The sequence below is a fragment of the Pseudomonas sp. S2_F07 genome (genome assembly GCF_054668325.1).
This window is the reverse complement of record NZ_CP162758.1, coordinates 1,169,665-1,183,204: the sequence shown is the minus strand read 5'-3', so window position 1 is coordinate 1,183,204 and position 13,540 is coordinate 1,169,665. Positions and strand designations below refer to the sequence as shown.

The following is a 13,540-nucleotide window of genomic DNA, read 5'->3' as shown; positions in this document are numbered from 1 at the left end:
ACGTAGATGTTGAATGTCACTCCGCCTTCGCGAGCAAGCCCGCTCCCACAGTGGTTTTTTGTCGTACGCGGGAATTGTGTTCGACACCGATCAAAGTGTGGGAGCGGGCTTGCTCGCGAAGGCGGACTCACAGCTAACGAAGAGGGCGGCTGACATTCCGCTTTCGCGAGTGCTCCCGCTAACCCCTCAATTGATCGCCATCGGCCGCGCTCGCAGGCCCTTTCTCACGTCTGCGGGACTGATGCCGTAGGCACTCTGGAAATACTGGCAAAACCGCCCGACATTGCTGAAACCCTGTTGCAAGGCCACGTCTGTCACCGACGGCGATACCTCCTGGGACAGTGCGGCAAAGGCGCGCTCCAGGCGGACCTGACGCTGATAGGCAACGATCGAAGTGCCCATGAAACGCTGAAAACCTTCCTGCAAAGCGCGCAGGCTGACGTTGGTCAATTGCGCCAGCTCGGTGCCGCTGGCCAGGTGATCGGGGTGCTCCTGAATGTACTCGACAGCGAGCTTCACATGCCGTGGCGCAATCGATGGGGAAGGGCGCCGGAGGGCTTCGGTGAAGTTGTGCGGCCAGGCTTCCAGTACCGCATCGACCAGCATCTCGCGAAGACGCGAAGGCATCAGCGAACCGCTGTTGATCAGCAGGTCGAACTCGGTGCCCGTGGCCAGGTCAATCAATGCGCGGATGCCCTGCAAGGCCAAGACATTCAGGTCCACCACCGGCTCGAAATGCACCTTTTGCAGGATAGGTTTACCCAGCAGCGTCGACAGGCGCTCGGTGATCAGCCGGCGGCTGATCGAAATCCCGTGCTGTGCGTGGTTGTCGACAAAGCGCGTCGAGTGGACCTCGGCCTTGTCGATTGCCAGGCCTGTCTGCGCGAAGCCGACCGACTCGGTGACGTGGTTGAAGATGATCTTGCCGGCGGTGGGGATGACAAAGGTGATTTCATCAAGGGGGGCGGGAAAAGCCACCGTGAAGTCACCGCGATAGTGCATGCGACGAAAACTGACACCTTCGTGCCGGCCGTAGACCCCGCCGATGATGATGTTTTTCGGCGGCGGCGGTGAGTCGCTATAGAGGTTGCCGAACAGGTTCGAGAACAACGCGCCAAAGTCGTCGCAGCTCATGTCGTCGGACCTGATGATGATTTGCTTGCGCGTCGTGCTTGCGTACACCTGAAGTGGCACCTTGAGCGGATGGGCAAAGCCCCGGTACAGGGAACTGGGGCGATCGGAGATCGAGCGGATGCGATTCGGGAAAACGCTTGGACGTTATCAGTGAGTAATGACAGGTTTGTTACCGGTTGTTGCCGTCGCCCCCGTTTCCGTCCATCCGACGCCACCGCTCGCACCGGACAACCGGTGGCGCGAGCGGTACTCGGGCGTGGGCCGGCTTGCAAGGGCGCGGCTATTTCACCGGCTCTGTTGCCTTGATATCCCCGCAAAAGATATCGACGTTGCCATCGGTCGGAGCCGTTCGCACGACCACCGAATATTTGCCGTCAAGCAGGGTTTGCAACGGCACAGGCGCGGTCCGGGTAAAAGACCAGCCGCGTACGGGTTGGGCTTCGGTGTTGACGGTGTCGTTCATCGCGTAGGCGACTGACCCGGGTTGCTGGCAGGTGCCGTTATTGATGAACGAGTAAAGGCGCAGGGGCAGGGTAACCCCCATTGGAGCACCGCTGATGAAGAAACTGAGCCCGGTTTTCTTGTCCCAGTCGGTCAAGGTGACAGTGCCGATCTGACCGGCGTTTTGCCGGGTGGCGACCAGGTTGACGTTCACGCCGTGGGTCGATGAAGTGGTGCAGCCGAAAAGGCTTGCCGCAACCATGAGTGCTGCCAGTGAGGTTCTGAGCTTCATTGCCAAACTCCTGGGTTGAAGAACTGCAAGGGGGGAATTAGCGGGTATAGCTCATTTATCGCTTTCATGACGTCGTCCATACGAGGCTTCCCCTTTCAGCGAGGACGTGATGGACGCCTTCGAGCCTGAATCAACGAATCCATTCATCGCCGCACAAACCGGCTACATTTGTAATCTACCGAGCGCCATTACCCGGACATTTACCGGTGTATTCGACCCATGCCCCACCCTTTGAATTTCCCGAGCCCGAGCTGATTGCCTGCTGGCACACGCGCTTTGATGCCGATGAAGGTTTGCAATGGTTGCGCGTGCAGTTAAAGGATTGTGCGGTCAGTTGAGCCCACTCATCATCCGCATGGAAGATTTGCCACTGGAGTGACTGATGAATCAACAAGGCAGCCATCCGCAAGAGCGGATTCCAGGTGCTCCACAACGGGGAACCTTGCGCAGCCTGTTGATCCCGGAATGGCTTGGCAACTACCGGCCAGACTGGCTGCGCAGCGATGTGGTCGCCGGGCTGACGGCAGCGGCGGTGGTCATACCCAAGGCGCTGGCGTACGCCACCATTGCCGGCCTGCCGGTGCAGGTCGGGCTGTACACGGCGCTGGTGCCGATGGTGATCTATGCCGTGCTCGGCACGTCGCGCCCGCTTAGCGTCAGCACCACGACCACCCTGGCCATTCTCGCCGGCTCCGCACTGGGCCAGATCAGCCCCGATGGCGATACGGCGACCTTGCTCGCCGGTTCCGCGACGCTGGCCCTGATGGTGGGCGCGATCCTCATCGTCGCGGGACTGCTGCGCCTGGGTTTCGTCGCCAATTTCATTTCCGAACCGGTGCTGGTGGGGTTCAAGGCCGGCATCGGCGTGGTCATCGTGCTCGACCAGTTGCCCAAGTTGTTGGGCACGCACATCGACAAAGGCGGCTTCCTGCACAACCTGGTGGCCACGGTCCAGAGCGCCGGCCATGCCTCGCTGCCGACCGTGGCGGTCGGCGTGTTCATGGTCCTGCTGCTGGTAGGCATGAAGCGATTTACGCCCCGGCTGCCCGCACCCTTGATTGCGGTGGCGCTTGGCATCATCGGCATGAGCCTGTTTGGCCTGGAGCGCTTTGGTGTGTCCGCCGTCGGCGTGGTGCCGATCGGGTTGCCCGCGCCGACCCTGCCGGTATGGTCGATGGCCGAGACCCTGTGGTCCTCGGCGATGGGGATCGCGCTGATGAGTTTCACCGAAACCATCGCGGCGGGGCGCGCGTTCGCCCGCAGTGACGAGCCCGCGCCACAACCGAACCGGGAACTGCTGGCCACGGGCGTTGCCAACATCGGTGGCGCGTTTCTCGGGGCCATGGTCGCCGGTGGCGGCACCACCCAGACGGCGGTGAACCGCCTGGCCGGCGCCCGCTCGCAACTGGCCGCACTGGTCACCGCCGCACTGGCACTGGGCACCTGTCTGCTGCTGGCACCGCTCATTGGCCTGATGCCCAACGCCACGCTCGCGGCCGTGGTGATCGTGTATTCGGTGGGCCTGATCGAGCCGGCGGAATTTCGCGAGATCCTGTCGGTTCGCCGTACCGAATTTGCCTGGGCCGTGGTGGCCATGATCGGCGTGATCCTGCTGGGCACGCTGCAAGGGATCGTCGTGGCGATCATCGTCTCGTTGCTGGCCCTGGCCTATCAGGTCTCGGACCCGCCCGTGCATGTCCTGGGACGCAAGCCCGGCACCAACGTCTATCGTCCGCAGGCCACGGACAACGCAGACGACGAACACTTTGACGGGTTGCTGTTGCTCAGGCCCGAAGGGCGGGTGTTCTTCGCCAATGCCCAGCGCATCGCCGACAAGATCCGCCCGCTGATTGACGTGGCGAACCCCAAGGTCGTGGTCCTGGACCTGCGCAGTGTGTTCGACCTGGAATACACCGCGCTGAAAATGCTCACCGGGGCGGAACAGCAACTGCAGGAAAAAGGCATTTCATTGTGGCTGGTGGGCATGAGCCCGAGCGTATGGGAGATGGTCATCAAGGCCCCCCTGGGCCATGCGCTGGGCGAGGCGCGCATGTTCCTGAACCTGGAACTGGCGGTTGAACATTATCAGCGCAGTCGACGCTGAATGAACGCGGCCGGGGACACTCCGGACGCTATGTGACGCATTGAAGGAGTTAACTGGCATGGCGAAGAAGAAGGCGGCAAGCAAAAGCAAACCGGTTGAAAGCGGCAAGCTCAGGAACAAGGTGTATCTCGAGGAACTGGCGCGGCTGCATGTCGAGATGGTCAAGCTGCAGGAGTGGGTGCAGCACACGGGCGCCAAGGTGTGCATCATCTTCGAGGGCCGCGATGGCGCCGGCAAAGGCGGAACCATCAAGGCGCTCACCGAGCGGGTCAGTCCGCGGGTGTTCCGGGTAATGGCGCTGCCGGCGCCGACCGAGCGGGAAAAAAGCCAGATGTATGTGCAGCGTTATCTGCCGCACCTGCCGGCGGCCGGTGAAGTGGTGATCTTCGATCGCAGCTGGTACAACCGCGCCGGAGTCGAGCGGGTCATGGGCTTTTGCACCGAAGAGCAGGTGCGCAATTTTCTCACCTCGGTGCCGCGCGTCGAGCAGGCACTGGTGGAATCGGGAATCATCCTGATCAAGTACTGGCTTGAAGTGAGCCAGGAGGAACAGACCCGACGCCTCAAGGAGCGTATCACCGACGGGCGCAAGATCTGGAAGCTGTCGCCCATGGACCTCAAGTCCTATAACCGCTGGTACGACTACTCCCGTGCCCGGGACGACATGTTCGAGGCCACCGATACAGACTTCGCCCCGTGGCGGGTCGCCAACTCGAATGACAAGCGACGGGCGCGACTGAACATTATCAGCGATGTGCTCAACAGTATTCCTTATGAGGAAGTACCGCGGGCGAAGGTGAAACTGCCCAAGCGCCAAAGTCCTGGTAACTATCGGGATCCGAACTATCCGTTCAAATTCATCGCGGAAAAATTCTAGAACGATGCATTGGACAGGAGCCGGCCCGGACCGGCTCCTGCTGCATGCCATCAGGCCTTGATCACATACCCATACGCCCGGGTACGACCGCCTTCCTGCTTCAGGTACACCCCTTGCAACTCCGGCGTGAAACCGGGCAAGCGGTTGATGCCCTCTTCCAGGGCCAGGAAGTACTTCAATACCGCGCCGCCCCAGATCTCTCCCGGCACCACGCACAAGACCCCCGGCGGATAAGGCAACGCGCCCTCGGCGGCGATACGCCCATCGGCCTCCGCCAGCGCCACCAGTTCGACGTTGCCGCGGATGTACTCGATTTGCGCTTGCTGCGGGTTCATGGCCTTTTTCGGGAAGTGCTCCTTGCGGAACATGTCCTTCTGCAGTTGCTGCACGTTGTGATGGCGGTACAGGTCGTGCATTTCCTGGCAGAGCTGGCGGATGGTGTAGTTGCGATAGCGCTCCTGGTGCTGCGCGTAGATCGCCGGCAGCACCCGGCTCATCGGCGCGTCATCGCTGATGAAGCGTTCGAAGCGGGCGATTTGCGCGGCCAGGTGGGTCATCTTCGCCCAGTCTTCGGCCGGCGTGAGCAGGAACAGGATCGAGTTGAGGTCGCACTTTTCCGGAACGATGCCGTTCTCGCGCAGGAAGTTGGCCAGGATGCCGGCGTGTATGCCGAAGTCGGTGTAGCTGCCGTCCACCGGGTCGATGCCCGGCGTGGTGAACAGCAACTTGCACGGGTCGATGAAGTACTGCTTCTCGGCGTAGCCGGCAAAGGCGTGCCAGCGGTCCTTGGGGTGGAACTCGAAGAAGCGGATGTCGTTGGCGATTTCTTCCGTCGGATAGTCTTCCCAGGCGCGCCCTTCAATGGTGTAGGGCACGAACGGGCGGACCATGGTGCAGGCTTCGAGGATCAACTTGCGCGCCTCGATGCCGAACTTCACACAGTCTTCCCACAGGCGCATGCCGCTGCGACCCGAGTGAATGCGCGCGTTGACATCCAGCGAGGCGAACAGCGGGTAGAAGGGGCTGGTGGACGCCTGGGCCATGAACGCGTTGTTGAGCCGGTGGTGGTTGCAATAGCGCGCCTGGCCTTTGATGTGGCGGTCCTTCTTGTGCACCTGGGAGGCCTGGGAAAAACCGGCCTGCTGCTTGTGCACCGACTGGGTGACGAAGATGCCCGGGTCGTTCTCGTCGAGATCGAGCAACAGCGGCGAGCAGTCCTTCATCATCGGGATGAACTGCTCGTAGCCGACCCACGCCGAGTCGAACAGGATGTAGTCACACAGCTGGCCGATGCGGTCGACCACTTGCCGGGCGTTGTACACGGTGCCGTCGTAGGTGCCCAGCTGAATGATCGCCAGGCGGAACGGCCGTGGCAGCTGGGCCTTGTCCGGGGCGACTTCGGCGATCAGTTCGCGCAGGTAGTCCTCTTCGAAACAGTGGGCGTCGATGCCGCCGATGAAGCCGTAAGGGTTGCGCGCGGTTTCCAGATAGACCGGCGTGGCACCGGCCTGCAACAGCGCGCCCTGGTGGTTGGACTTGTGGTTGTTGCGGTCGAACAGCACCAGGTCACCGGGGGTCAACAGGGCGTTGGTCACCACCTTGTTCGAGGCCGAGGTGCCGTTGAGCACGAAGTAGGTCTTGTCCGCGTTGAACACCTGCGCGGCGTGTTTCTGTGCCAGCAGCGCCGGGCCTTCGTGGATCAGCAGGTCGCCGAGCTTGACGTCGGCGTTGCACATGTCGGCGCGAAACAGCGTCTCGCCGAAGAAGTCGAAAAACTGCCGGCCGGCCGGGTGCTTGCGAAAGAACTGGCCGCCCTGGTGACCGGGGCAGGCAAAGGTGGCGTTGGCCGCCTCGGTGTAGTGTTTGAGCGCGTCGAAGAACGGCGGCAGCAGGCTTTCTTCATAGGCCTTGGCGGCGGTTTCCAGTTGGTTGCCGTGGTATTCGACGTTGCTGGGGGACAGGTCGAAGATGCCGTTCACTTGCAGCAGCACGTCATTGAGGTGTTTGTAGACTTCCCGGGGGCGGGTGCTGGTGCCGGGGGACGCCACCAGGAAGATCGGTATATCAAAACCGGTGCGCTGAATGACGTCGAGGGAACCGGCCAGCACATCATTGACCGACACCACGGCCACGGCGACGTCGGTGAAGTCGGTGTGACCGAGCGGGACCACCTCCCGGGCGTTCAGGAAACAAGCGGATGCGCCTTCACTGGCGGCGATTTTCAGGGCTTTCATCGGTGGTGTCTCCTGGCGGGCACTCAATTGTCCGCTGCATTTTTAGAGATCAACTTCCGGGAGAGCCTTCCAGTTCCCCTGATCGGAAATCGTGTCACCACTGGTTATAGAGCATATTCCTGATCTGTCAGGCTTTTACCGCGACCTTGCACATCTTGACGCCTCGCGACCGGCCGGTCAGGCGTGTACCAGCGCAATGGTGAACGAGACCACGATCATGCACGCAAAAGCAAAATTGATATTCATGAGGTTTCCATCCGAAACATGAGTGACGGCGCCATCTTGAACAGGTCACGGGAAAATAAAAAATTCGGCGTAATGATTTGAAAAATCGAAAAAAATGATACCTGGCCGGTTCGGCACCAGATCGCGCGTTCGCTGCCGGTGGAAACCACCATTACCGGCGTGCACACGCTGATCACCGAACGGCATTTGGCGTCTGGCAATGTCGAGGACTATCGGGCGCTGGGGATTGAGGTGGTGCAGGCTTGAGTGGGGCTCTGTGGGAGCGAGCTTGCTCGCTCCCACAGGGGTTGATGTCGACCACAAATATCGAGGCCGGCAAACGAACCCTGTGGGAGCGGGCTTGCCCGCGAAGAGGGCGGCACAAACAACATCAATGCTGGATGTGCAACCAATGGCTCAGCGCAATCGCTCAAGCATCTGGTAGTACCACATGCCGGCGGCGAGCATCGGGTTGCCGAGCAGGTCACCCATGGGCACGCGGATGTGCTGGCAGGCGGCGAAGGTGTCGAACTGTTCCAGTTTTCCTGTGATCGCCCGGCCCATGATTTCGCCCATGATGTGGGTGGTGGCGATGCCGTGGCCGGAGTAGCCCTGGCAATACCAGACGTTGTCCGACAGCTTGCCCAGTTGCGGGATGCGGTTGATCACGATGCCCATCGCGCAGCTCCACTGGTAGTCGATGGCCACGCCTTTGAGCGCCGGGAAGGTCTGCTCGATGCACGGGCGCAGTTCGGCGGCGATGTCCCGCGAATCCTTGCCGCTGTAGTTGGCGCCGCCACCGAACAACAGGCGACCGTCGGCGGTGAGGCGGTAGTAGTCGAGCACGAAACGGCAGTCGTAGACCGCCAGGTCTTCGGGGTTGATCTGCCCGGCCAGATCGCCCAGGGGCGCGGTGGTGACGATGCCGCCCATGGCCGGGAAAATCTTGCCCTTGAGCTTGCCCGGTTCCAGCTTGTGGTAGACGTCGCCGGCCAGCAGCACCTGGCTGGCGTCGATCTGCCCGTGGGCGGTGCGTACGCCCGGGCTCTTGTGCAGGCCATCGCCGTGGATGATCTCCAGCACTTCGCTGTTCTCGAAGATCAACGCGCCCAGGCTTTCGGCTGCTCGGGCTTCGCCGATGCACAGGTTCAACGGATGCAGGTGCATGTTGCGGGTGTTCTTGATCGCGCCGTGGTAGAGGTCGCTTTGCAGCAGGTCGCGCACCTGGCTGCGGTCGAGCAGGCTGACTTCGTCGCCCATGCCACGGTGTACCGCCTCTTCGTAATCCTTGCGCAAGCCGACCATGTGCGCGGGTTTGTACGCCGCGTGCAGGTGACCGTGCTTGAGGTCGCAGGCGATGCCGTATTTTTCCACGCGCTGCTGGATGATCTGGTGCCCGCGCCAGCGCAGGTTCCAGATGAAATCGTCGACCTCATCACCGATGCTGCGGCGCATCTGTTTGCGCATGGCCTCGTCGCCCGACAGGCTGCCGGTGACCTGGCCGCCGTTGCGCCCGGTGGCGCCCCAGCCGATCTTGTGGCTTTCGACGATGGCGACCTTCAGGCCTTTTTCCGCCAACTCGACGGCGGTGGCCACGCCGGTGAAACCGCCGCCGATGATCACCACGTCAACCCGGTGCCGGCCTTGCAGCGTCGGGTAATCGGTGTCCTGGTTGAGGGTGGCGGTGTAGTAGGAATTGCAACGTTGAGTCATGTCGGTGTCCAGGCAGAATTGGGAGAAACCAATGCCGGTCAGGTGAGCGCAGTCATTGTGGGAGCGGGCTTGCTCCGGGCGGCGTTCCGACGAAGGCGTACTTTCAGCCGACATCAGTGCTGAATGACACACCGCTTTCGCGAGCAAGTCGGATCGCCGCACCGCCGCTCCCACAGGTTCTGTGTATGGCTGAGCTTCACGCGGACCGGGATAGCGAAGGAGGGGGCTCGCCGATCAGGCGGGCAGGATGCTATCCGGCGGACGTGCGGAGTGACGCAGTTTGGAGCGGCGCAGGGCCATGGGCAGGTTGACGATGCGCTTCATGCAATGCCGTCCACGGCCAGCAGCGAGGTGGCCAGGTTCGAGAGGTTCAGCAGGTGCTGTTCTGACGGCAAAGTACGCATGGCGCAGGTTTCCGGCGGCGGAAATCGTCGGTGGCGAGTGGAACAAGCCATCCGGGGATGGCTGGATACTAGGGAGGATTGGGCCGCGTGTAAATGTTTGATTCAGAACATCAGGTGCACGACAAGGCCGATCAACCCGCAGCCGATCAACACCTCGATCACTCCGCGCTTGAATCCAAGCAATGCAACGCCCGCCACCATCGCGATCAGCAGCGAAGGCCAGTCCAGTGCTCCTTCGAAGCCTTTGGGCCACAGCACGTGGTAGCCAAAGAAACAGGCCAGATTGAGAATCACGCCCACCACGGCGGCTGTAATGGCCGTCAGCGGCGCGGTGAACTTGAGTTCGTTGTGCGTCGATTCCACCAACGGTCCACCAGCGAGGATAAACAGGAACGAGGGCAGGAAGGTGAACCAGGTCACCAGCGTGGCGGCCACGGCACCGGCGACAAACGCTTGATCCGGTCCGAAGACCTGAAGCACGTAGGCGCCGATGAACCCGACGAAGGCGACGACCATGATCAATGGACCTGGCGTGGTTTCACCGAGTGCCAGGCCGTCGATCATTTGCGTCGGCGTCAGCCAGGCGTAGTGACCGACCGCGCCCTGGTAGACATACGGCAGCACCGCGTAGGCGCCGCCGAAGGTCAGCAGCGCGGCCTTGGTGAAGAACCAGGCCATCTGGGTCAGCGTGCCTTCCCAGCCGAACAGCGCGGTGAGCAGGGCCATGGGCAACGTCCACAAGATCGCACCGATAATGGCCAGGCGCGCCAGTTTCCAGCCACTGAAACGGGCGTGTCCGGGGGTTGGGGTGTCGTCGTCGATCACGGCCGGGCCGAAGGACTTTTTCGCCGCGCTGTGGCCACCGGTCCTGAATTTTTCCGGTGCCAGGCGTCCGCCGAAAAAGCCGATGACCGCTGCGCCGAGCACGATCAACGGAAACGGCATATTGAGCACGAAGATGGCTACGAAGGACGCGGCGGCGATGCCCCATAACCAGCCGTTCTTCAGCGCCCGCGAGCCGATCCGGTGAGCTGCCTGCACCACGATTGCCGTGACCGCGGGCTTGATCCCGTAGAACAGTCCGGCGACCACGGGCACTTCGCCAAAGGCGATGTACACCCAGGACAGCGCAATCAGGATGAACAGCGATGGCAACACAAACAGCACGCCAGCGATTACACCGCCCCAGGTCCGGTGCATCAGCCAGCCGATGTAGGTCGCCAACTGCTGAGCCTCGGGCCCGGGCAGCAACATGCAATAGTTGAGGGCATGCAGAAAGCGTCGCTCGGAGATCCAGCGCCGGCGCTCGACCAGCTCCTGATGCATGATCGAAATCTGCCCGGCCGGCCCGCCGAAACTGATGAAGCCAAGCTTGAGCCAGAACAGGAAGGCTTCGCGCAGGCTGATGGACCGGGGCTGCGGCACATCCTGTTGGGTGATCGGGGAGGGCGTGGGGCTCAAGCGGGAATTCCTTGTGCAGAAAGCTTGGAGCCAAAGACTGTAGCTACGCCGGGGCGCGTTGCATAGCCGCCTGATGCGTCGTACCTGCCCAGCGCTCGAGAGCCGAGCGGTCGCTGTCACGGGCATCGACCCAGCGTGCGCCGCACGCCACGTCTTCGCGTTTCCAGAACGGCGCGTCGGTTTTCAGGAAGTCCATGATGAACGCACAGGCCTCGAAAGCCGCTTGACGATGGGGGCTGCTGACACCGACAAACACGATCGGCTCGCTGACCGACAACGGGCCGATCCGGTGCACGATCTTCACGGCCCGGAGTGGCCATCGGGCCCTGGCGTTGTCGATGATTGTTTGCAGCGAGCGTTCGGTCATGCCCGGATAGTGCTCCAGAAACAACCCGGTGACCGCCTCACCCTGATTGATGTCGCGCACGTAGCCGACGAAGTTGACCACGGCACCCACCCCCGGATCGTTCGCCTGCAGGCTGTCGATCAAGCGGCCGACGTCGAACATTTCACGCTGGACCCGAACCGTCATGCCTCAACCCCCGGTGACCGGCGGAAAAAAGGCGATCTCGTCATAGTCCTCGATCACCCGGTCCGGATGGCACAGCTCCTGGTTCAGCGCACACATCAGGTTGTTTTCACCCAGCACATGGCTCCACAGCTCACCGCGAGCCATCAGCAGTCGGCGCACGTCCTCGATGGTCTTGAGGCTGTCGGTCAGGGGCAGTTTTTCGCCGCCCAGGTTGAGCTGCTCGCGGTAACGGGCGAAGTAATTGATCAGGATCATTGTGCGTCCTCGAACTTGAAATGACCGGAGCGGCCACCTTGTTTGCTCAGCAGGCGGATGTCGTCGATGACCATGCCGCGGTCCACCGCCTTGCACATGTCGTAGAGGGTCAACGCCGCCACGCTGACGGCGGTCAGGGCTTCGAGTTCGACCCCGGTCTGGCCCTCGACGCGGCAGGTGCCGACGATTTTCACGCTGTCCGGTGTGCAGGCCTTGAGTTCGACGTGGATCGAACTGAGCAGCAGGGTGTGGCACAGCGGGATCAGCTCATGGGTTTTCTTCGCCGCCATGATTGCGGCGATCCGCGCCACGGCAAATACATCGCCCTTGGGGTGGCCGTCGCTTTGAATCAGTTTCAGGGTTTCCGGGCGCATGCGCACCCAGGCCTGGGCCTGGGCTTCGCGCTGCGTGGGGGCTTTTTCGCTGACATCGACCATGTTGGCGCGACCCTGGCGGTCGAGGTGGGTCAGGCCATCGGGGGATGCATCTGCAATGTCTGTCATGGAAGGTTCCTGCGCTTGCCGGCGCGGTGATCGGGTGAAGGCATCATGCCGGGCTGTAAATGCGTGGTGCGTTGCGGTGGGGGACGTGAATCAGGTTGAGGCGTCGCCTGACAAACTGACGCGGCATTGTCGTATTCGCCAAAGTTCACACCCGATGGTTTTGGCGCGGTGGCGTTAGTGTCGCTTCGAACATCGGCTTGTTCAACTTTGCACAACATGAAAAGAACCTCGAAGCGCTGGATTAAGTTCAGGCTACGGGTAACTTTTAAACGCGTCCAATCGCTTGTTCCGATGTGCTGATTGGTGATGTCTATCAAGCCGGGCAAACATGTCCGGCTCGGTTTATATAAAACCGAAACTTGATCAGTCGGTCCGGCTGAATAACGTTCGTGCTTCGGCGAAACACTTCTCGGCAATCGCCGAGCGGGGTTCGGTCTTGCGCATCACCAGACCCAGGGGCGCGAGCACGCTGGCATCCGGCAATTCGATGAACGACAGGTGTTCGATGGGCTCTTCCAGGCCGCTGTCCAGTGGCATGATCGCGCAGCAGAAACCCTCGTGGATCGCCTGCAGCAACTGGTAGGTCGAATCGCTTTCGAGGATCGGCTGCGGGTCCAGTCCGCGGCTGCGAAAGCTCAGGTCGATGGATTTGCGGTAGTGCATGCCGTTGCTGAGCATCCCCAGCGGCAGCTCGGCGGCGTCCTCCCAGCTCATTTGCGTGCCGTCGAAATGGAAGTGGCGATTGTCGTACAGCAGGCCGACGCGGGTCTCGCCGATCTCGAAAAACTCGAAATAGCTCGGGTTGACGTGATCGAGGTAGCACACGCCCAGGTCCAGCTGATTGTTGCCTAGGCCCTCGATGATCTGGTCGGAACTCAAGGACGACAGGCTGTACTTGAGCTCGGGAAAGCTGCGGGACAGGCCCTGGATGTAGGTGACCGGGTTGAAGCTGCTCAGCGGCACCAGCCCCAGGCGCAGGTTGCCGACGAGCTGGCCCCGGCACGCGGCGGCCTCGGCGAAGAGCCCGTCGTGGGCGGCCAGCAGGGTCCCGGCCCACGCCAGCACGCGTTCGCCGGCCTCGGTAAAGCCCTCGAAGCGCTGGCCCCGGGTGACCAGCACCAGGTCCAGTTCATCCTCCAGATTGCGCAGGCGCATCGACAGCGTGGGCTGGGTGATGTGGCAGCGCGCGGCCGCCTGGCCGAAGTGGCGGGTCTGCTCCAGGGCGATCAGGAACTTGAGTTGTTTGATGTCCATGACGGCACCTGCTGGCGGGGGAGTGAGGGGGTAAGTATTGACTCAGGTGCGCAAGACACAAGGCGAGGCAGCAATCGTGAGGTGCAGACGATCTCATTGTCCTTGGCGGGC

At 61.8% G+C, this 13,540-nt stretch carries 12 protein-coding genes and 1 pseudogene; 3 read left to right on the top strand and 10 right to left on the bottom strand.

The annotated features are described in order from the left end of the window. Positions 1-186 precede the first annotated feature (186 nt). Together AB4O40_RS05110 and AB4O40_RS05105 are read right to left on the bottom strand one after the other, a co-directional pair. Positions 187-1,134, bottom strand: a complete 948-nt coding sequence (locus AB4O40_RS05110; protein WP_236709759.1) for an AraC family transcriptional regulator — start codon at positions 1,132-1,134, stop codon at positions 187-189. A 280-nt stretch (positions 1,135-1,414) separates the two neighbouring features. Continuing rightward, positions 1,415-1,867 (bottom strand): hypothetical protein, encoded by a 453-nt coding sequence (locus AB4O40_RS05105; protein ID WP_056727937.1) that lies wholly within the window; start codon positions 1,865-1,867, stop codon positions 1,415-1,417. 382 nt (positions 1,868-2,249) lie between these two features. Between AB4O40_RS05105 and AB4O40_RS05100 the strand changes: the two genes are divergently transcribed. Beyond that, entirely contained in the window at positions 2,250-3,971 is a 1,722-nt protein-coding gene (locus tag AB4O40_RS05100) for a SulP family inorganic anion transporter (RefSeq protein ID WP_056727935.1), read from the top strand. A gap of 58 nt (positions 3,972-4,029) precedes the next feature. Further along, a complete protein-coding gene (gene ppk2 / locus AB4O40_RS05095) occupies positions 4,030-4,848 on the top strand; it encodes a polyphosphate kinase 2 (protein WP_056727933.1) in 819 nt (272 codons plus the stop codon). Positions 4,849-4,898: 50 nt separating this feature from the next. Here the strand turns inward: ppk2 and speF are convergent, their stop codons facing one another. Then, a complete protein-coding gene (gene speF / locus AB4O40_RS05090; protein WP_223542633.1) occupies positions 4,899-7,082 on the bottom strand; it encodes an ornithine decarboxylase SpeF in 2,184 nt (727 codons plus the stop codon). 405 nt (positions 7,083-7,487) lie between these two features. Between speF and AB4O40_RS05085 the strand changes: the two are divergent. Beyond that, positions 7,488-7,574, top strand: a pseudogene (locus AB4O40_RS05085) (DeoR/GlpR family DNA-binding transcription regulator); the annotation flags it as partial. A gap of 150 nt (positions 7,575-7,724) precedes the next feature. Here the strand turns inward: AB4O40_RS05085 and AB4O40_RS05080 are convergent. The 7 genes from AB4O40_RS05080 to AB4O40_RS05050 all read right to left on the bottom strand — a co-directional run bounded on the left by AB4O40_RS05080 (position 7,725) and on the right by AB4O40_RS05050 (position 13,429). Further along, positions 7,725-9,020 carry an NAD(P)/FAD-dependent oxidoreductase gene (locus AB4O40_RS05080; protein WP_460160157.1) on the bottom strand — a complete coding sequence of 432 codons (1,296 nt, stop codon included), beginning with the start codon at positions 9,018-9,020 and terminating at the stop codon, positions 7,725-7,727. Positions 9,021-9,526: 506 nt separating this feature from the next. Further along, complete coding sequence (chrA, locus tag AB4O40_RS05075; protein ID WP_056727929.1) at positions 9,527-10,885, bottom strand: chromate efflux transporter; 1,359 nt, start codon at positions 10,883-10,885, stop codon at positions 9,527-9,529. A gap of 43 nt (positions 10,886-10,928) precedes the next feature. Continuing rightward, positions 10,929-11,417 carry a molybdopterin synthase catalytic subunit MoaE gene (gene moaE, locus AB4O40_RS05070; protein ID WP_223542632.1) on the bottom strand — a complete coding sequence of 163 codons (489 nt, stop codon included), beginning with the start codon at positions 11,415-11,417 and terminating at the stop codon, positions 10,929-10,931. Positions 11,418-11,420: 3 nt separating this feature from the next. Continuing rightward, entirely contained in the window at positions 11,421-11,672 is a 252-nt protein-coding gene (moaD, locus tag AB4O40_RS05065) for a molybdopterin converting factor subunit 1 (RefSeq protein WP_046044028.1), read from the bottom strand. Continuing rightward, positions 11,669-12,175, bottom strand: a complete 507-nt coding sequence (gene moaC, locus AB4O40_RS05060) for a cyclic pyranopterin monophosphate synthase MoaC (protein WP_056727925.1) — start codon at positions 12,173-12,175, stop codon at positions 11,669-11,671. Before moaC ends, moaD begins: the two co-directional genes overlap by 4 nt. Beyond that, positions 12,172-12,492 carry a hypothetical protein gene (locus AB4O40_RS05055; RefSeq protein ID WP_223542631.1) on the bottom strand — a complete coding sequence of 107 codons (321 nt, stop codon included), beginning with the start codon at positions 12,490-12,492 and terminating at the stop codon, positions 12,172-12,174. Before AB4O40_RS05055 ends, moaC begins: the two co-directional genes overlap by 4 nt. Before the next feature lie 46 nt (positions 12,493-12,538). Continuing rightward, positions 12,539-13,429, bottom strand: coding sequence for a LysR family transcriptional regulator (locus AB4O40_RS05050; RefSeq protein WP_460160135.1), 891 nt, complete (start codon positions 13,427-13,429; stop codon positions 12,539-12,541). Between the last annotated feature and the right edge of the window lie 111 nt (positions 13,430-13,540).

Coding starts and splice junctions, on each gene's coding strand:
- AB4O40_RS05050 (WP_460160135.1), bottom strand. CDS start 13,429: ATGGACATCAAACAACTCAAGTTCCTGATCGCCCTGGAGCAGACCCGC.
- moaC (WP_056727925.1), bottom strand. CDS start 12,175: ATGACAGACATTGCAGATGCATCCCCCGATGGCCTGACCCACCTCGAC.
- moaE (WP_223542632.1), bottom strand. CDS start 11,417: ATGACGGTTCGGGTCCAGCGTGAAATGTTCGACGTCGGCCGCTTGATC.
- speF (WP_223542633.1), bottom strand. CDS start 7,082: ATGAAAGCCCTGAAAATCGCCGCCAGTGAAGGCGCATCCGCTTGTTTC.
- moaD (WP_046044028.1), bottom strand. CDS start 11,672: ATGATCCTGATCAATTACTTCGCCCGTTACCGCGAGCAGCTCAACCTG.
- AB4O40_RS05105 (WP_056727937.1), bottom strand. CDS start 1,867: ATGAAGCTCAGAACCTCACTGGCAGCACTCATGGTTGCGGCAAGCCTT.
- AB4O40_RS05110 (WP_236709759.1), bottom strand. CDS start 1,134: ATGAGCTGCGACGACTTTGGCGCGTTGTTCTCGAACCTGTTCGGCAAC.
- ppk2 (WP_056727933.1), top strand. CDS start 4,030: ATGGCGAAGAAGAAGGCGGCAAGCAAAAGCAAACCGGTTGAAAGCGGC.
- AB4O40_RS05080 (WP_460160157.1), bottom strand. CDS start 9,020: ATGACTCAACGTTGCAATTCCTACTACACCGCCACCCTCAACCAGGAC.
- AB4O40_RS05100 (WP_056727935.1), top strand. CDS start 2,250: ATGAATCAACAAGGCAGCCATCCGCAAGAGCGGATTCCAGGTGCTCCA.